This window comes from Nocardia elegans NBRC 108235 (assembly GCF_001612845.1).
In the GTDB taxonomy this organism is placed as follows: domain Bacteria; phylum Actinomycetota; class Actinomycetes; order Mycobacteriales; family Mycobacteriaceae; genus Nocardia; species Nocardia nova.
In genome coordinates this window covers 1-16958 of sequence record NZ_BDBF01000086.1, presented here as the reverse complement: position 1 = coordinate 16958, position 16958 = coordinate 1, and the positions used below count along the sequence as shown (strand labels likewise).

The following is a 16958-nucleotide window of genomic DNA, read 5'->3' as shown; positions in this document are numbered from 1 at the left end:
AGCCGCTGGCACAGGCAGGCGGCCAGGCCGCCGCCGGCGCTCTGCCCGCCGAGCACCACCCGGGCGGGATCGACGCCGAATCGGGCGGCGTTGCGCTGCAACCACATCCATGCGATCCAGCAGTCCTGCAGAGGAGCCGGAAAGGGATGTTCGGGTGCGAGGCGGTAGTCGACCGAGACGATCGTGACCCCGAGGTCGCGGGCGGTGACCGAACAGAAGGCATCGTCCTGGACCGGACTGCCGAGAACGTATCCGCCGCCGTGAATCCACAACACCGCAACCGGCGAAGAAGTACCCGTGGGGCGATAGACACGCAGCGGTACGCGGCCGGCCGCGAGGTGCTCGATGCGCACGCCCGCTATTCGACGGGCGGGCCGATGCGCGGCGGCCAGGCGCACCAGGCGCAATGCCCAGCGGCGGCCGATCGTCAGCGGCGGCAACCAGCGCGCGGGTCCGCGCAGTTCCGGCGCTACGAGAGACAGGTCCATCGCGATCTCCTTCTCACACCCGAACGAAACTATAGTTCGGACAGGTGTCTCACAGCGGCCGATTGCCGGGGAGCGCAGCGGCATTCACTGCGGGCAGACGATCCGCACGGACGGCGGGCGCAGAAACTGCGATCGCGCGGGCACCACCGCGAGCAGGCTCTTGCGCCGCGCGAAGGCCACCGCGTGCCCGATGGCCCCGAAGGGCAGATGCTGCCAGGTCCAGTTACAGCCGTGCGGCGCCAGCAGCATCGCCGTCTGCGCGAAATCGGCGTGTTCGACCTGTTCGGCATCGACGAACATGCCGACCATGATCGAGCTCACCAGCGCCGGAGCCAGCGTGCCGTCACAGACGACATGCACGGTGCCGTCACGGCCGACATAGTGTGCGGCCCAATCCAATACGGCACGCCGCCGGGCCACGCGCCCGGTGACGAGCGCGACGACCTCGGATTCGCAGCGCGGGGACATCTCAGCCGTGGGGACCCTCCAGAATCGTCACCGCCGACACCGCCGTGGGGCCGCCGAGGTTGTGCGCCAACCCGATTCGCGCCCCGTCGACCTGATTGGCGGCATGGCCGCGCAGCTGTTCGAACAGTTCCACGCATTGCGCCACACCGGTGGCCCCCGGCGGGTGTCCCTTGGACTTCAAGCCTCCGCTCGGGTTCACCGGCAGCGCACCGCCCACGCTGGTCGCGCCCGTGTCGACCAGTTTGCAGGCCTCGAAGCGGTCGGCGAAGCCGAGATCCTCGTAGCTGATCAGCTCGATGCCGGTGAAGAAATCGTGCACCTCCGCGACATCGATATCGGCCGGAGTCAGTCCCGCCATCGCGAAGGCCTGTTTCGCCGCGCGCACCGTCGCCGGGAATGTGGTCATATCCCGTTTGTGCTGGTGCATCACCGAATCCAGGCCCAAGCCCACTCCCCTGATCCAGACCGGCCGATCGGTGTAGCGATCCACCACGTCCTCGGCGGCGAGGATCAGCGCGGCGGCGCCGTCGCTCTGCGGCGCGCAGTCGTACACGCCGAACGGGTCGACCACCATCGGTGCGGCGAGGGCCTGCTCCAGCGAGATCTCGAAACGTAAGCGCGCCTTCGGATTCGAGACACCGTGCCGGTGGTTCTTCACCGCGATCATGCCCAGATGCTCACGCCCGGCGAGCGATTCGTGCAGGTAGCGAGCGACGTGCAGGGCGAAGCCGGCCGGCGCGATCAGGCCGAGCGGGTAGTCCCACGCCATATCGCGGGTCATCGCCTCCCACTCCCACAGCATGTCCTTGGAGGCGGTTTCGCGGAGTTTGTCCGCGCCGATCACCAGCGCCACATCGTAGGCACCGGAGGCGATGCCGAACAGGGCGTTGCGCACCGCGTCATTGCCTGTGGCGCAAGAATTCTCGACGCGGGTGACGGGCAGGTCCGGCACCCCGAGCACGTCGGCGAGAATGCCCGAGGGGAACCCGTCCGGGGTGCCCATCGCCCCGAACCACGCCGCCTGCAGGTCCGATTTCGCGACCCCCTTGTCCACCGATGCCGCACATTCGGCGAAGGCCATCGGCAGCAGATCCTTGATCCCGAGCGCGAAATGTTCGGCGAACGGCGTCATCCCGGCGCCGACCAGTGCCACCCGTCTCATACCGCCTCCGTAATTTGCGGGAGCGCCCGCACCCCGGTCGGCGCCACGAGCGCTGCGCGATTGTGTCTCATGCCGCCTCCGTAACCTGCGGGAGCGCCCGCACCCCGGTCGGCGCCACGAGCGCTGCGCGATTGTGTCTCATGCCGCCTCCGTGTCCGGCTCGAATGCGTACCCGTAGTCCGGCACTCCGGAGCGCACCGCGACCCGGCGCAGGACCATGCGGCCGCGGTCGCCGATGCGGACCGTGCCGGGGTCGGTGCCGGTGACCTTGACCAGTGCCCGCACGTCCACCTCGTCGAGTTCGACGATCACCAGCGAGTACGGTGTTCGCAGACCGGGCACCGGCACGTGCACCGTCACCTCGGTGTACACGGTTCCGGTGCGCGGCAGCGGAATCAGCGTGTAGTCCGTGCTGAGCCGGCCGTCGTCACCGAGGCGATAGCGCGGCGGGAAATCCAGCTCGTCGCGGCCCGGGTGGCGCCCGGCCTCCCAGCGCACCTTGGCCTCGAAGGCCCGCTCATAGGCGGCCAGCGAGATCGGGATGTCGGCACCGGGTACCGCGACCGCCTCCGGTTCGGCTCGCACCGCGGGCTCGCGCCGGTATACCCGCACCGGCCCCGCGGAGACCGTGACTCCCGACAGGCTGGCCTGCTCGACCCCGACGAGCAGCCCCGTCTGTCCCCAGTCGGCCAGTGCCGCAAGGGCGAACAGGCTCGACCCGGCCCCCGTCGTCGGCAGTCGCGGTGGGTCACCGACGCACAGGTGGGCCGCCTGCTCGTGGTCGACGCCCGACACGATCACCGGCGTATCCACCCACGCCGCGGCCAGCGAGGCGAGCAGGCCGCGCTCGTGCAGCAGCCGCGGATCACCGTAATCGTGGACGTCGCCGGTGGCGTTGCGGGTGCGCACCGGCAGACTGCGCGCCACCCGGGCCGCCGTCCGCACCGCCAGTCCGCGCTCGGCGACCAAGGCGGCGGCCGCACCGGCCGGATCCAGGTCGACGCCGATGATCAGCGTGCGCGGGCGGGCGGAGCTGAGCGCGTCCAGTGTCGCGGGCGCGCCGCCGAGTCGTTCGATCACCTCGAGTTCGGGATCCAAACCCAGCCCGGCCAGCAGCACCGCGGCATTGCTGCTCTCCAGCAACGGCAGATCCCGGCTCACCACGACGACGCGCTCGACATACGCGGTGGCACGCGGGGCGCCCGAGAGGGCGGCCCGCCCGGCCTCCACGGCCAGGGTCACCGCGTCCTCGTCCGCGCCGGGCACACGGCCGCGCGGTCCGCCCCAACAGGGCAGATAGGTTCCGATCGATGCGACACAGGGCATGTCAGCCTTCCTGCGGGCGAAACTACGTGATGGCGCCGGCGGTCTTGAGCGCGATGATGCGATCCCAGTCCAAGCCCAGCTCCAGCAGCACTTCCTCGGTGTGCGCCGCGAATTCCGGCCCGGGCCCGGTATCGGGTGCGGTGAGATCGAATTGCACCGGATTGGCGACCATTTCGAGGCTGCCGACCCGCACCAGGTAGTCGTTGGCGCGGATCTGCGGATCGGAGCCGACCTGCAGGCTGTCCTGCACCGGCGCCCAAGGCCCGGCCATGGTGGCGAGTTTCTCGGTCCATTCGGCGAGGGTGCGCTGTCCGATCGCCTCACGCAGAATCGCCACGCCCGATTCGGTATTGGCGGCGATCGACTCCGCCGTGGCGAAGCGCGGATCGTCGGCGAGCTCCGGCCGGTCGATGTGGCGCATGACGTCGGCCCAGAACTTGGTGGGCTGCAACATGACCAGCGAGAGATAGCGGCCGTCGGCGGTCTCGTAGAGGCCCGACAGCGGATTGGTCGGCGCCCCGTGCGAACCGGGTGCGGGCGCGATCAACGGCTGCCGCAGATGTGCCGACAGCGCGATGGTGTGGCCCATCGACCACAGGCCGCTGCCCAGCAGCGAGACGTCGACCACCGACGGTTCGCCGGTCCGTTCGCGTTTCAGCAGCGCGGCCGCGATACCACCGGCCAGATTCGTGCCGGAGATGGTGTCGCCGAAGGCCGGACCGGGCGGGGAGACGAGCCCGTCCATCCCCTCCGGGGTGATGGTCGCGGCGACCGACCCACGGCACCAGAAGGCGGTCATATCGAAACCGCCCTTCGTCGATTCCTCGCCGCGCGGTCCGAGCGCGCTGCCGCGTGCGTAGATGATGTCCGGCTTCACCGCGCGGATGTCGTCGACATCGATGCCGAATTTGGCGCGCGCCTGCGGCAGGAAGCTGGTGAGGAACACATCGGCCGTCTTCGCCAGCTCGTAGATCACCTCGCGCCCCTCGGGGACCGACATGTCCAGTCCGATACTGCGTTTGCCGCGATTGGCGTGCTCGATATTGGGATTCGGATCGCCCTCGACCTTCAAGCGGCCGATCTGGCGCAACCCGCGCTGCGGATCACCGGTGCGGGCGTGTTCCACCTTCACCACATCCGCCCCCCATTCGGCCAGCACCGCACCGGCCGAGGGAACGAACCCGTACATCGCGACCTCGAGGACGCGGATGCCGGCCAGGGGTTTGCCGCCGCTCATCACGCCACCACCGCTGCGAAGGACTTCTGTTCGAGGAACTCCTCGATCCCGGCCACGCCCATCTCACGGCCGATGCCCGACTGCTTGTAACCGCCGAACGGCACATCGGGGTGAAAGTAGTTGCCGCCGTTGATACTCATCGTTCCGGTGCGGATGCGCCGCGCCACCGCCAGCGCCCGGTCCTCGTCGGCGGAGAACACGCCGCCCGACAGCCCGTAGATGGAGTTGTTGGCGATGCGAACCGCATCCTCGTCGCCGTCGAACGGGATCAGGGCCAGCACCGGTCCGAACACCTCTTCCTGGGCGATCTCGCTGTCCGGGTCGACGCCCGCGAGCAGGGTCGGGGCGTAGAAGTAGCCCGGGTCGACCTTCTCCCCGCCGCACACCAGTTTCGCGCCGGCCTCCACCGCGCGCTGCACCAGACCGTGCACCTTGTCGCGCTGGCGTTCCGAAATCAGCGGGCCCATATAGTTTTTCGGATCGCCCGGGTCACCGTAGCTGACCTTGGACATGAATCCGGCGACCATCTCGGCCACCTCGTCGTGGCGCTCGCGCGGCACCAGCATGCGCGTGGTGATCGCACAGCCCTGCCCGGCGTGGCTGCAGATGCTGAAGGCGCCGAACATCGCGGCGGTGCCGAAATCGGCGTCGTCGAGCACGACCATCGCGGATTTGCCGCCCAGTTCCAGGAAGACGCGTTTGAGCGAATCGCCCGCCGCCGACATGATCCGGCGGCCCACCGCGGTCGATCCGGTGAAGCTGACGACGTCGACATCGCGATGAGTGGTCAGCGTCTTGCCCACCTCGACATCGGATCCGGACAGCACGTTCACCACACCCGCCGGGATGTCGGTGTGCTCCGCGATCACCTCGCCGAGCGCCAGCGTGGCCAGCGGTGTATCGGGGGCGCCCTTGAGCACCACGGTGCAACCGGCGGCCAGCGCCGGCGCCAGTTTCGCCAGCGCCAGCTGATGCGGATAGTTGTAGGCCGCGATCGCCGCGACCACACCGGAGGCCTCGCGCTCCACCCAGCGCCGGTGCATACGGCCGCGGTCCTCCACCTCGCCGAGTTCCTCGGTGCGCGGGTAGGTGCGGGTGAGACCGGCGAAGTAGTTCACGATCTCGAACGGTGTCTCGAGCTGATTGGCGTGGGTCATCATCCGGGTCGCGCCGACCTCGGCGATGGTCAGCTCGCGCAGGTCTTCGACGTTGGCGCGCAGTGCCGCGTAGAACTGCTCCAGGCAGTGCGCGCGGAATTCGGTGTTCGTGGACCAGTCGGTGGTGTCGAAGGCCCGGCGCGCGGCCGCGATCGCCGCCTCGGTGTCGGCGATGCTCGCCTCGGGCGCATACCCGTAGATCTCTCCGGTGGCCGGATTGAGTGAGGCGAAACTGCGCTCCCCCGCGAGGAGTTCACCGTCGATCAGCATTCGTCTGGTGACGGCGCGCCCGTCGCCGGCCGTCGCGTTGCCCTGTGGCATCCCGTCTCCTCGTCCCATGGAAATTCCATTCTCAACAATGGAGAATAATGTATCCGAGCAGGTTCGGCCCCAGCAATGCCCGAACCCGTCCCACCGATCGCTGCCGTTACCGGGCCACCCTCGGAACGCGCGCGAATCCAGGGAAACCTTGCGGAGAAACGCCGAGCGAGAGTACGGTTCTCACAATTGGAAGGGAGATTCTTGTGGTTGAGACGACAGCGCTGAACCCCACCATCGGAGTGGAGGTCACCGGGGTCGAGGATCTGCACGACGACACGGTGATCAGCCGGTGCCTCGAGGCCCTGAAGTGGCGCGGCGTCCTGGTGGTCCGCGGACTGCATCTCGACGACGAAGCCCAGCTGGCGTTCTGCCGGCGCCTGGGCACGGTGCTCGCTCCCGGAGGCCGCGAAATCTTCACCATCACACTGGATCCCGAGAAGAACCGGGCCGCGAAATATCTCGAGGGCACCTTCTTCTGGCATATCGACGACACCACCAACGACGTGCCGGCCAAGGCGACCGTGCTCACCGCGCGGCATGTGGCGATGGAAGGCGGCGGCACCCAGTTCGCCAGCACCTACGCCGCCTACGAAGGACTGTCCGAGGCCGAACGCAAGCGCTACGACAACCTGCGCGTCGTGCACAGCTTCGAGGCCTCCCAGCGCCTCGTGCACCCCGACCCGACCCCCGAGCAGGTCGCCGACTGGCGTCACCTGCCCACACACGAAACGTCGCTGGTGTGGCAACGCCGGGACGGCCGCCGCTCACTGGTCATCGGCGCTACCGCCGACCACATCGTGGGCATGGACGCGGCCGAGAGCCGCGCACTGCTCGACGAACTCCTGGAGTGGTCGACTCAGCCGCGCTTCTCCTACACCCACGACTGGTCGGTCGGTGATCTGGTGGTGTGGGACAACACCGGAATCCTGCACCGCGCCCTGCACTACGACACCAGCTCCGAACGCGAACTGCACCGCACCACGATCGCGGGAGCCGAACCGTGGGCGTGAGAACAGCGGTGGTCACCGGGGGCGGGTCCGGCATCGGACTGGCCGTGGCGAATCGGTTGCGCGCCGACGGCTTTCACGTGGCCACTCTCGACATCAAGCCCGGCGACTCGGAATTCGACCACACCGCCGATGTCACCGACCGCGCCCAGATCGACGCCGCGCTCACCGCGATCCGGGAACAACTGGGCCCGGTGACGGTGCTGGTGAACTCCGCCGGCGCCGAAGGCTACCGCCGCTTCGCCAACCTGAGCTTCGAGCAGTGGGAGCGCACCATCGCGGTGAACCTGCACGGGGTCTTCCACAGCATTCAGGCCGTCCTGCCCGATATGCGCGCCGCGCAGTGGGGCCGGATCGTCAACATCTCCTCCTCCAGCACCCATTCCGGGCAACCCTTCATGTCGCACTACGTCTCGGCGAAGTCGGCGGTCAACGGATTGACGAAATCGCTGGCCCTGGAACTCGGCCCGGAGGGCATCACCGTGAACGCGGTCCCGCCCGGGTTCATCGATACACCGATGCTGCGCAAGACCGAACAGGCCCAGCTGCTCGGCGGATCCATCGAGGACCACATCGCCCGCACCCCGGTCCGCCGGGTCGGCCGGCCCGAGGACATCGCCGCCGCCTGCGCGTTCCTCGTCTCCGAGGAGGCCGGCTACATCACCGGCCAGATCCTGGGCGTCAACGGCGGCCGCAATACCTAACCGGCGCGAAACGCGCTGAGGCACAACACAACCGAAAGGACCACCAGTGGGACGCGTGGAAGGCAAAGTCGCCCTCGTCACCGGTGCCGCACGAGGACAGGGCCGCAGTCACGCGGTGAAGCTGGCATCCGAGGGCGCCGACATCATCGCCGTCGACATCTGCAAGGACATCGAGACCATCGGCTACGCGATGGCGCGGCCGGAAGACCTCGAGGAAACCGAACGACTGGTGGAGAAGACCGGCCGCCGGATCGTCGCCGTGCAGGCCGACGTCCGCGATATCGCCGCGCTGCGCGACGCGGTGAAACGCGGCGTCGACGAGCTGGGGCATCTGGATGTCGTGGTGGCCCAGGCCGGCATCGCCGGCATGAAGGGCGAACCACAGTGGCAGGCCTGGACCGACGTCATCGACACCAACCTGATCGGCGTGATCAACACCGTGCACGCCGCACTGCCGTATCTGGACACCGGCGCCTCGATCATCGCCACCGGCTCGACCGCGGCGTTGATGGATGTGGCCAAGGTCGACCAGCCCGGCAAGGATCCCGGCGGCATCGCCTATATGGTCGCCAAGCGCGGATTGTCGATGTACATGCACGAATTGGCGACGCATATCGCCGCGCGCAACATCCGCGCCAATGTCATTCATCCGACCAACTGCAATACGGACATGTTGCAGAGCGAGCCCATGTACCGCTCGTTCCGGCCCGATCTCGAGAAGCCGACCCTGCAGGACGCGCAGCCCGCGTTCCATGTGCAGCAGGCCATGCCGGTGCCGTGGATCGAGCCGGAGGACACCAGCAACATGGTGCTGTTCCTGGCCTCCGACGAATCCCGCTACGTCACCGGCATGCAGATGCGGGTGGACGCCGGCGGATACCTCAAGTGGTACGACTATCACATCTAAGGGGAGACACCGTGAAGGTTCGCGTCGATCCGGAGCGCTGCCAGGGACACACCCTGTGCGCCATGGTCGCTCCGAAGTCGTTCGTACTCAGTGAAATCGACGGCCACTCCTCGGCGGTCAGCGAGGACGTTCCCCCCGATCAGGAGGAACAGGTCCGCGAGGCCGCCCAGTCGTGCCCGGAACGAGCGATCACCATCACCTGAGAGGAACGCCGTGACCGCCGAAAACATCACCGAGGCCGGACCGGCGGACGACGAGCGGAAACAACCGCAGTACTCGTTCGACCGGTACGCCCCGGAGTATCGCGACAATTTCCTGTCCATCACCCAGGACATGCAGCAGCACTGCCCGATCGCCTGGTCGGACACCTACGGTGGCCACTGGGTCGCCGCCGGCAACCGCGAGGTGTTCGAACTCGCCCGCTGCCCCTACGTGTCCAACGATCACGACACCGCCGGGGAACGCCGTGGCTATCAAGGGATTTCGATTCCGAAACCGCCACGTGCCGCCGCCATCCGGGGCGGGATCCTGGAGATGGACGAGCCCGAGCATCGCGAACTGCGGTCGGCGCTCAACCCGTATCTGTCCCCGGCGGCGGTCAACCGCTGGATTCCGTTCATCGACGAGGTCGTGCGCGCGGCGCTCGACGAGAAGATCGAATCCGGCCGCATCGACTTCGTCGACGATCTGGCCAATATCGTTCCCGCCGTTCTCACCTTGGCGATGCTCGGCATTCCGTTGAAGAAGTGGACGGTCTACAACGAACCGGTCCATGCCGCGGTCTACACCCCGCCCGATTCCCCGGATATCGAGCGGATCACCGCGATGCACAGGGAGATGGGCCTGGATCTGCTCAACAACCTGATCGAGATCAAGGAGAATCCGCGGCCCGGCATGATCGACGCGGTGGTGCGGGCGAAGGTCAATGGCGCCCAGCTGCCCGACCTCGAGATGCTCGGCATGCTGGCACTGATCATCGGCGGCGGTTTCGACACCACCACGGCGCTCACCGCGCATTCGCTGGAATGGTTGTCGGAGCATCCGGATCAGCGCGAAATCCTCAGCACGGAACGCGAGACCCTGCTCGATTCGGCGACCGAGGAATTCCTGCGTTACTACACGCCGGCCCCGGGCGACGGCCGCACCATCGCCGAGGACTGCGAGGTGGTCGGCACACGATTCGCCGAGGGCGATCGGCTGTGGCTGTCGTGGGCGATGGCCAACCGCGATCCGTCGATCTTCGAGGACCCCAACGAGATCATCCTCGACCGGCATCGCAACCGGCACTACAGTTTCGGGCTCGGTATCCACCGCTGCATCGGCTCGAATCTGGCTCGCACGGTATTCAAGCGGATGCTGCTGGCGGTGCTGGACCGGATGCCCGACTACCGCTGCGACCCCGACACCACGGTGCACTACGACACCATCGCCGTCATCCAGGGCATGCGGCATCTGCCGGCGACCTTCACCCCGGGCCCGCGGCTGGGCGAGGGGCTCGACGCGACGCTGGAGAAGCTGCAGGCGATCTGCGAGGAGCAACAGCTCGCGGCGCCCGTGACCGCCCGCAAGGAACAGGCCGACATCCACTGAGCCTCGCGCACAGCCGAATTCGCATATCGCACCGACAGGCAGGAGGCGTGAGGTGACCACCGCGTCCGGGCGGCCGCTACCGCAACTCACCGCGCAGAACGAGTTCTTCTGGACCGCCGGCGCCGACGATCGGCTGCGCATCCAGCAGTGCCGGACCTGCGCCGAGCTGATCCATCCGCCGCAGCCGGTGTGCCGCTATTGCCGGGGCACCGAGATGGGCGTGCGTGAAGTCTCCGGTGTGGCGACGCTCATCGGCTTCACGCACAACGAGCGGTTCGGACTGCCGGGGCTGCCACCGCCGTACGTGGTCGGGCAGGTCGCGCTGGTGGAGGATCCGCGAATTCGCCTGACCACCACCGTCATCGGCTGCGACGCCGCCGACCTGGTGCTCGGTATGCGAATGGAGGTCGTATTCGAACAGCACGAGGACGTGTGGCTTCCGTTGTTCCGGCCCACGGCCGAACAACCGGAGCCGGCACCGCTGCCTGCCGACGAGATCGACCCCGACCGCTTCGCCGAGCACGTCCGGCCTCGGGTCTCCGCCGCCAAATTCGAGGATCGGGTGGCGCTGACCGGCATCGGAATGTCCGAGATCGGACGGCGGCTGATGGTTCCCCCGCTGGCGTTGACCGTGCAGGCCTGTGAACGCGCGGTCGCCGATGCCGGACTCACGATGGCCGATATCGACGGAATCTCCTCGTACCCGGGCGGCGGGAACGTCGGCGGATTCGGTGAGGGCGGGGTGACCGCCCTCGAGTCGGCGCTGGGGCTGCGGCCGACCTGGTACAACGGCGGCATCGAAACCTTCGGGCCGGGTGGTTCGGTGATCGCGGCGATGCTGGCCGTCGCGGGTGGACTGGCCCGGCACGTGCTGTGCTTCCGGACTGTGTGGGAGGCCACCTACAACGAACTGATCCGCACCGGTGCGACGGCACCGCTGGGCGGTGGCCGCACCCCCAGCTGGCAGCTGCCGTTCGGGGCGACCTCGGCGGCGCACACCCTCGCCCAGAACGCGCAGCGGCACTTCCATCGCTACGGCACGACCAAGGAGACGCTGGGCTGGATCGCGCTGAACCAGCGCGCCAATGCCGCGCTGAATCCCACTGCGGTGTATCGGGATCCGCTCACCATGGACGATTACCTGTCGGCACGCCCGGTGACCAGTCCGTTCGGCCTCTACGACTGCGACGTGCCGTGCGACGGCGCGGTGGCGGTGATCGTCTCGGCCGCCGATACCGCGGCCGATCTGGCCAAACCCGCGGTGTACGTGGAGGCCGTGGGCACTCAGATCCTGGAGCGGGTGGAGTGGGATCAGAGCACCCTCACCCACGAACCGCAGGTGCTCGGGCAGTCGGCGCATCTGTGGTCGCGCACCGATCTGCGGCCCGAGGACGTCGACGTCGCCGAACTCTACGACGGCTTCAGCTTCAACTGCCTGTCCTGGATCGAGGCGCTGGGATTCTGCGAGATCGGCGAGGCGAAGGACTTCCTCGACGGCGGCAAGAACATCGCGCGCGACGGACTTCTGCCCCTCAACACCCACGGCGGGCAGCTCTCGCACGGGCGCACCCACGGTATGGGCCTGATCCACGAGGCGGTCGCCCAACTGCGCGGTGAATGCGGGCCGCGTCAGGTCGCCGACGCGCGGCTGGCGGTCACGAGCAGTGGTGGGTTGACTCCGAGCGGCGTGCTGCTGCTGCGGAGCGAGCGATGACCGCGCCCGCGGAGCAGCCCGCCCCAGCACCGAGCCGGCCCATGGCGCCCGCGACACCCCGCCCGCGAGCGCAGCACAGCGCGTCCATACCCATCGGTGCCGCGTCCGACGGACTGCCGCATCTACTCGATGCACACCGTTCGACCGCGGCACCGGAGCGGGTGGTGACCGAGGCAGGCGGGATCGCGGTGTCGGGACTTCTGATGCGGGCGCGGGAGCCGCGTGCGACGCTGGTCGCGCTGCACGGCGGCGCTACCACCTCCGTCTACTTCGACTGTCCGGGACACCCCGAGTTGTCGCTGCTGCGCACCGCCTGCGACCTCGGCTTCACCGTGCTGGCGCTGGACCGGCCGGGCTACGGTGCGTCGGCGCCGTACGCCGATCGGCTGTGGGATCCGCGGCGGCGCGTCGACCTGATGTATTCGGCGGTGGCACATTTGCTTCCCGACGCGCGCGCTGCGGGCATACTGCTGATCGCCCACTCGGCGGGGTGCGAGCTGGCCCTGCGGATGGCCGCCGACGATCGCGGCCGCGACCTGCTGGGCCTCGAAGTAGCCGGTACCGGACGCGAATACAGCGCCGCGGCCGCGACGATGTTGTCCGGGCTGCGCGGGCCCGGTGCGCGACCGCGTGGACTCAACGAACTGCTCTGGCAACCGGCCCGGCTGTATCCGCCCGACCTGGTCGGCGGCGCGGCGATCGCCGCGAACGGACCCCGGCTGGAAGCGGCGACCGTCACCGACTGGGCCGATACCGAATTCCCGGCCCTGGCCGGTCGGATCCGCGTGCCGGTGCGCTTCACCCTCGGCGATCACGAACGGGTGTGGCGCAACGACCCGGACGGGATGGCGCATGCCGGCACGGCGTTCACCGCGGCGCCCCGAGTGGTACTCAACCGGCAGCCGGGCAGCGGGCACAACCTGAGCGTGGGCTGTTCCGCGCGCGCCTACCACCTGGGGGTGCTGGCCTTCGCCGAGGAGTGCCTGCTCGCCGCCGGTAACGGGTTCTCCTGCTCTGCAACCCAATTCGACGGGGCCGACGGTACGCGGCCCGGAAGGTGAGGCGAGGATGGATGTCGCCGACGTGGCACTGCTGTTGTTGCGCCTGGTGGTCGGCGCGACCATGATCGCGCACGGCTACAACCATTGGCGCGGCGGCGGCCGCATCGACGGGACCGCCCGCTGGTTCGCCGGGCTCGGGTTGCGCAACGGCATCCTGCAGGCCTGGCTGAGTGTCGTCACCGAAATCGGTGCGGGCGCATTGCTGATCGTGGGCCTCTTCACGCCGCTGGCGTGTGCGGCGATCATCTCGGTGATGCTCGTGGCGGGGCTGCTGGCGCATCGCCCGAACGGATTCTTCGTCTTCAAGGAGGGCTACGAGTACGTACTGGTGCTCGCGGTCACCGCCTTGGCCACGGCCGTGCTGGGCCCGGGATGGCTCTCGCTCGACCACGCCACCGATATCGAGGTCGTTGGCTGGGCGGGCGGCGCGATCGCGGCCGGGGTGGCCGTGGTCGCGACGGCCGGGCTGCTGGCGACCTTCTGGCGTCCGGCACCCGCTCCCGCGCAGCAGCCGGAAACCACGGCGTGACAGCGGCATTCGACGGAAGAGGTACGGATATGCGAGTCGGATTCATCGGATTGGGCAGTCAGGGCGGCCCCATGGCGCGGCGCATCATCGCGGCCGGATATCCGACCACGCTCTGGGCCCGCCGGGCCGCCACCCTCGAGCCGTTCGCGGAGTCCGGCGCGGCGACCGCCGAGACGCCGTCGGCACTGGGCGCCGGCAGCGATCTGGTCTGTGTCTGCGTGGTCGGCGACGACGACGTGCTCGAGGTCCTCACCGGCGAACACGGCGTGCTGGCGGGGATGTCCGCGGGCGGTGTGGTGGCCGTGCACAGCACGGTACATCCCGACACCTGCCGCGAACTGGCGAAAACCGCTGCCGTGCAGAACATCTCGCTGATCGACGCGCCGGTCAGCGGCGGCGGGCCGGCGGCCGAGGCCGGGCGGCTGCTGGTGATGGCCGGTGGTGACGCCGAGGTCGTGCAGCGCTGCCGGCCCGTATTCGACAGCTACGCCCACCCGGTGGTGCATCTCGGCGAGGTCGGCTCCGGACAGGTCACCAAGCTGCTCAACAATCTGCTGTTCACCGCGAACCTCGCGACCGCGATGAGCACCTTCACCCTGGGCGCGGGCCTGGGCGTGGATCCGGCACGGCTGGGCGAGGTGATCGCGCACGGCACCGCGAACAGTTTCGCGCTCGGGCGCATCGTCGACGCCGGGGTGAGCCTCGACCGGCTCGCCCATTACGCCGGTGCGCTGCTGCGCAAGGACGTCTCCCTGGTGGCGAGCCTGGCCGATGCGGCGGGGGCAGATCCCGGCGTCGTCCTCACCGCCGCGGATGCCACCCTGGCGCTGATGAATCAGCGGCGGTGACCGGGATGCGGATCGGATTCGTGGGCGCCGGGCGGATGGGCCTGCCGATGGTGCGGCGTCTCGCCGCGGCCGGGCACGAGGTCCGGGTCGTGGTGCGGCGCAGCGAGGTTCGCGACGTGGTGACCGAGGCGGGCGCCCGCGCGGTGCACACCTCCGCCGAGGCGGCCGCCGGGGCCTCCGTGGTGCTGATGTGCTTGTTCTCCGACGATCAGGTGCGCGAGGTCTGTCTCGACGGCGAACTGTCCGCGGCCATGGCCCCCGGGGCGATTCTGGCCTTGCACACGACCGGCGATCCGCGCACCGCGCACGCCGTTGCCGCACAGGCGGTGTCGCATGCCGTGCGGGTGGCCGACGCACCGGTCAGCGGCGGACCGCACGATATCGCCGCGGGTGCGCTGACGGTCTTCCTCGGCGCCGACGACGAGACCGCCGCCGATCTGCGGCCGGTGCTGTCCGCCTACGCCGATCCGATCCTGCACGTCGGCGCGCTCGGCGCGGGCCAGCGGGTGAAGCTGGTCAACAACGCGCTGTTCGCGGCGCAGGCGGGACTGGTCGCCGCGGCGGTGCGACTGGCGAGCCAGTTGGGCGTCACGGAGGCGGCTCTGCTGTCGGCGCTGCCGCATGCCAGTTCCTCCGGACGTGTCGTGACCAGCATCGCCGCGAAGAAGTCCGTCACCGAATTCGGCGACGCGGTGGGCGAATTCCTGCGCAAGGACGTCGCGCTGGTCCGCGCCCTCACCGCCGAACTCGGCGGCAGCCTCGGCGTACTCGACGCCGCCATCTCCGCGGCGCCGTTCGGTCGAGACGACAACGCCGCCGCACGAATCAGCACCCCTTGACCGCGCCGCGGCCGGCTTCGTCACCCGTCACGCGGTGCCGTTCCGCGGGCGTGCCAGGTGACACGGCCCCCTTCCCACAGCACCGCTCCCCTCCGCGCCGGAGGTCCGGTCCGGTTGATGCCCATCAGGCTCGCAACCCCTGTTCGATCAGCGACCACCCGCGGGCGGCCAGCCCCCGGCGTTCCTCCGCCCCCGCCCGCGCCAGCAGTGCGGCGAGCATCGCCAACGCGAGCATGAGGTCTTGACACCTCAGATCGGGGCGAACCCGCCCGGACGCCCGGGCGGTGTCGAGATGGTCACCCAGTAGTGCCGCCACCCGGCTGCTCATCCGCGCCAGCCGCCCGTCGGTCAGCGACGGATCGATCAATTCGACGAACGCGATCGAGGTGACCACCTGGTCCACGATCCGCTCCAGGAGCTGATCCAGACCGGTATCCGCTTGTGCCGCATAGGCTTCCAGTCCCACCACATTGTCCTCGAAGACCGCCAGCGCGAGCGATTCCCGGTCGGCGAAGTGCCGGTACAGACTGCCCTGCCCCACGCCCGCGCGACGCGCGATCAGATTCAGCGGCGCCTCGAAACCCGATTCGGCGAACACCTCGCGGGCCGCGGCGATCAGGGCCGCTCGATTGGCGGCGGCCGCGCCGGGTCCACGATTCACTCGACGCTGCTCGGTCACCGGCCTACACTACCAACCGGACAGTGATGTCCGGTTCAAACGGCGACGTCGACACGTGCCGGCGGCCCCGCAGCGCACCGAGGAGGGAACACCGTTGAGCACCAGCAACTTTCACAATCGGGTGGCCATCGTCACGGGGGCCGGCTCCGGAATCGGGCGGGCCATGGCCATCGCATTCGCCAAATGCGGCGCCATGGTCGTGGCCGCCGATATCAGTTCCGACGGCGCCCAGGGTACCGCCGCGGAGATCGGCGCGGCCGCGATTCCGGTAGTCGTCGACATCTCCGACGAAATCGACGTCGCCCGCGCGACCCGCACCGCGATGGACACCTTCGGCCGCATCGACGTGCTGTGCAACAACGCCGGAATCATGGACAAGATGGCCCTGCCGGCCGACACCCCGGTGACCACCTGGGAACGCACCGTCGCGGTCAATCTCACCGGCACCTTCCTCATGACCCGCGCGGTGCTGCCCCATATGCTCGACCAGGGCATCGGTTCGATCGTCAACACCGCCTCCGAGGCCGGAATCCGCGGCGGCGCGGCGGGAATCGCCTACACCGCCGCCAAACACGGAGTGGTGGGGCTGACCCGCAACGTGGCCTGGATCCATGCCGGGGACGGCATCCGCTGCAATGCGATCCTGCCCGGCCCGACGATGACCGGTATCGCCGGGCCGACCCCGGAATGGGATCTCGACGGGGTGACCCGGCTGCAGCCGGTGATGTCGCTGATGCGCGGTATCGCCGAACCCGAACAGATGGCCGAGGTCGCCGTGTTCCTCGCCTCCGACGCCGCCTCGTTCATCAACGGCGCGGTGGTGCCGGTAGACGGCGGCTGGTCGGCCGGTTGACCCGGCCGACCAGCGCCTCAGGCCCGTGCCGTGACCGGTTCGGCGACCTCGGCGGCGGTGGCGGGCGC

General features: G+C 69.0%; 18 protein-coding genes. 11 read left to right on the top strand and 7 right to left on the bottom strand.

Features of this window, described 5'->3' with window-relative positions; genetic code table 11:
* The 6 genes from NE2_RS33620 to NE2_RS33595 form a co-directional block, all read right to left on the bottom strand.
* A partial coding sequence (locus NE2_RS33620; RefSeq protein ID WP_167356819.1) for an alpha/beta hydrolase occupies window positions 1–488 on the bottom strand: 488 nt, incomplete at its 3' end.
* A gap of 84 nt (window positions 489–572) precedes the next feature.
* The gene (locus NE2_RS33615) at window positions 573–956 is read right to left on the bottom strand and encodes a hypothetical protein (RefSeq protein WP_063032690.1); all 384 of its coding nucleotides are present in this window, start codon (window positions 954–956) and stop codon (window positions 573–575) included.
* Window position 957: 1 nt separating this feature from the next.
* Entirely contained in the window at window positions 958–2118 is a 1161-nt protein-coding gene (locus tag NE2_RS33610) for a thiolase C-terminal domain-containing protein (RefSeq protein WP_063032688.1), read from the bottom strand.
* A 138-nt stretch (window positions 2119–2256) separates the two neighbouring features.
* Complete coding sequence (locus NE2_RS33605) at window positions 2257–3444, bottom strand: OB-fold domain-containing protein (RefSeq protein WP_063013872.1); 1188 nt, start codon at window positions 3442–3444, stop codon at window positions 2257–2259.
* A gap of 22 nt (window positions 3445–3466) precedes the next feature.
* Window positions 3467–4681 carry a CaiB/BaiF CoA transferase family protein gene (locus NE2_RS33600; protein WP_063032686.1) on the bottom strand — a complete coding sequence of 405 codons (1215 nt, stop codon included), beginning with the start codon at window positions 4679–4681 and terminating at the stop codon, window positions 3467–3469.
* A complete protein-coding gene (locus tag NE2_RS33595) occupies window positions 4681–6159 on the bottom strand; it encodes an aldehyde dehydrogenase family protein (protein ID WP_063032684.1) in 1479 nt (492 codons plus the stop codon). The genes NE2_RS33600 and NE2_RS33595 overlap by 1 nt, the downstream gene beginning before the upstream one ends.
* A gap of 203 nt (window positions 6160–6362) precedes the next feature.
* Between NE2_RS33595 and NE2_RS33590 the strand changes: the two genes are divergently transcribed.
* From NE2_RS33590 to NE2_RS33545, 10 genes are read left to right on the top strand one after another with little or no spacing between them, the layout of a single operon-like run.
* A complete protein-coding gene (locus NE2_RS33590) occupies window positions 6363–7169 on the top strand; it encodes a TauD/TfdA dioxygenase family protein (protein WP_063032682.1) in 807 nt (268 codons plus the stop codon).
* The gene (locus tag NE2_RS33585) at window positions 7166–7870 is read left to right on the top strand and encodes an SDR family NAD(P)-dependent oxidoreductase (RefSeq protein ID WP_063032696.1); all 705 of its coding nucleotides are present in this window, start codon (window positions 7166–7168) and stop codon (window positions 7868–7870) included. The genes NE2_RS33590 and NE2_RS33585 overlap by 4 nt, the downstream gene beginning before the upstream one ends.
* Before the next feature lie 46 nt (window positions 7871–7916).
* A complete protein-coding gene (locus tag NE2_RS33580) occupies window positions 7917–8777 on the top strand; it encodes a mycofactocin-coupled SDR family oxidoreductase (RefSeq protein ID WP_063032680.1) in 861 nt (286 codons plus the stop codon).
* Window positions 8778–8788: 11 nt separating this feature from the next.
* Entirely contained in the window at window positions 8789–8980 is a 192-nt protein-coding gene (locus NE2_RS33575; RefSeq protein ID WP_030517538.1) for a ferredoxin, read from the top strand.
* 10 nt (window positions 8981–8990) lie between these two features.
* Window positions 8991–10367 (top strand): cytochrome P450, encoded by a 1377-nt coding sequence (locus NE2_RS33570; RefSeq protein WP_063032678.1) that lies wholly within the window; start codon window positions 8991–8993, stop codon window positions 10365–10367.
* A 52-nt stretch (window positions 10368–10419) separates the two neighbouring features.
* A complete protein-coding gene (locus NE2_RS33565) occupies window positions 10420–12081 on the top strand; it encodes a thiolase C-terminal domain-containing protein (protein ID WP_063032675.1) in 1662 nt (553 codons plus the stop codon).
* The gene (locus NE2_RS33560; RefSeq protein WP_228817442.1) at window positions 12078–13142 is read left to right on the top strand and encodes an alpha/beta hydrolase; all 1065 of its coding nucleotides are present in this window, start codon (window positions 12078–12080) and stop codon (window positions 13140–13142) included. Before NE2_RS33565 ends, NE2_RS33560 begins: the two co-directional genes overlap by 4 nt.
* A gap of 7 nt (window positions 13143–13149) precedes the next feature.
* Window positions 13150–13671: a DoxX family protein gene (locus tag NE2_RS33555; RefSeq protein WP_063032673.1), complete on the top strand. Its 522-nt coding sequence runs from the start codon at window positions 13150–13152 to the stop codon at window positions 13669–13671.
* A gap of 29 nt (window positions 13672–13700) precedes the next feature.
* Window positions 13701–14519 carry an NAD(P)-dependent oxidoreductase gene (locus NE2_RS33550; protein WP_063032671.1) on the top strand — a complete coding sequence of 273 codons (819 nt, stop codon included), beginning with the start codon at window positions 13701–13703 and terminating at the stop codon, window positions 14517–14519.
* A gap of 5 nt (window positions 14520–14524) precedes the next feature.
* The gene (locus tag NE2_RS33545) at window positions 14525–15358 is read left to right on the top strand and encodes an NAD(P)-dependent oxidoreductase (RefSeq protein WP_063032692.1); all 834 of its coding nucleotides are present in this window, start codon (window positions 14525–14527) and stop codon (window positions 15356–15358) included.
* Between the two features lie 124 nt (window positions 15359–15482).
* On the opposite strand, the gene NE2_RS33540 is transcribed toward NE2_RS33545, so the two are convergent.
* Window positions 15483–16037, bottom strand: coding sequence for a TetR family transcriptional regulator (locus NE2_RS33540; protein WP_063032669.1), 555 nt, complete (start codon window positions 16035–16037; stop codon window positions 15483–15485).
* Between the two features lie 94 nt (window positions 16038–16131).
* Between NE2_RS33540 and NE2_RS33535 the strand changes: the two genes are divergently transcribed.
* Complete coding sequence (locus NE2_RS33535; RefSeq protein WP_082857473.1) at window positions 16132–16890, top strand: SDR family NAD(P)-dependent oxidoreductase; 759 nt, start codon at window positions 16132–16134, stop codon at window positions 16888–16890.
* Window positions 16891–16958: the final 68 nt, after the last annotated feature.

Excerpts from the sequence above, each read along its gene's own strand:
- NE2_RS33610 (WP_063032688.1), bottom strand. The coding sequence starts at position 2,118 with ATGAGACGGGTGGCACTGGTCGGCGCCGGGATGACGCCGTTCGCCGAA.
- NE2_RS33605 (WP_063013872.1), bottom strand. The coding sequence starts at position 3,444 with ATGCCCTGTGTCGCATCGATCGGAACCTATCTGCCCTGTTGGGGCGGA.
- NE2_RS33615 (WP_063032690.1), bottom strand. The coding sequence starts at position 956 with ATGTCCCCGCGCTGCGAATCCGAGGTCGTCGCGCTCGTCACCGGGCGC.
- NE2_RS33600 (WP_063032686.1), bottom strand. The coding sequence starts at position 4,681 with ATGAGCGGCGGCAAACCCCTGGCCGGCATCCGCGTCCTCGAGGTCGCG.
- NE2_RS33595 (WP_063032684.1), bottom strand. The coding sequence starts at position 6,159 with ATGCCACAGGGCAACGCGACGGCCGGCGACGGGCGCGCCGTCACCAGA.
- NE2_RS33555 (WP_063032673.1), top strand. The coding sequence starts at position 13,150 with ATGGATGTCGCCGACGTGGCACTGCTGTTGTTGCGCCTGGTGGTCGGC.
- NE2_RS33560 (WP_228817442.1), top strand. The coding sequence starts at position 12,078 with ATGACCGCGCCCGCGGAGCAGCCCGCCCCAGCACCGAGCCGGCCCATG.
- NE2_RS33545 (WP_063032692.1), top strand. The coding sequence starts at position 14,525 with ATGCGGATCGGATTCGTGGGCGCCGGGCGGATGGGCCTGCCGATGGTG.
- NE2_RS33550 (WP_063032671.1), top strand. The coding sequence starts at position 13,701 with ATGCGAGTCGGATTCATCGGATTGGGCAGTCAGGGCGGCCCCATGGCG.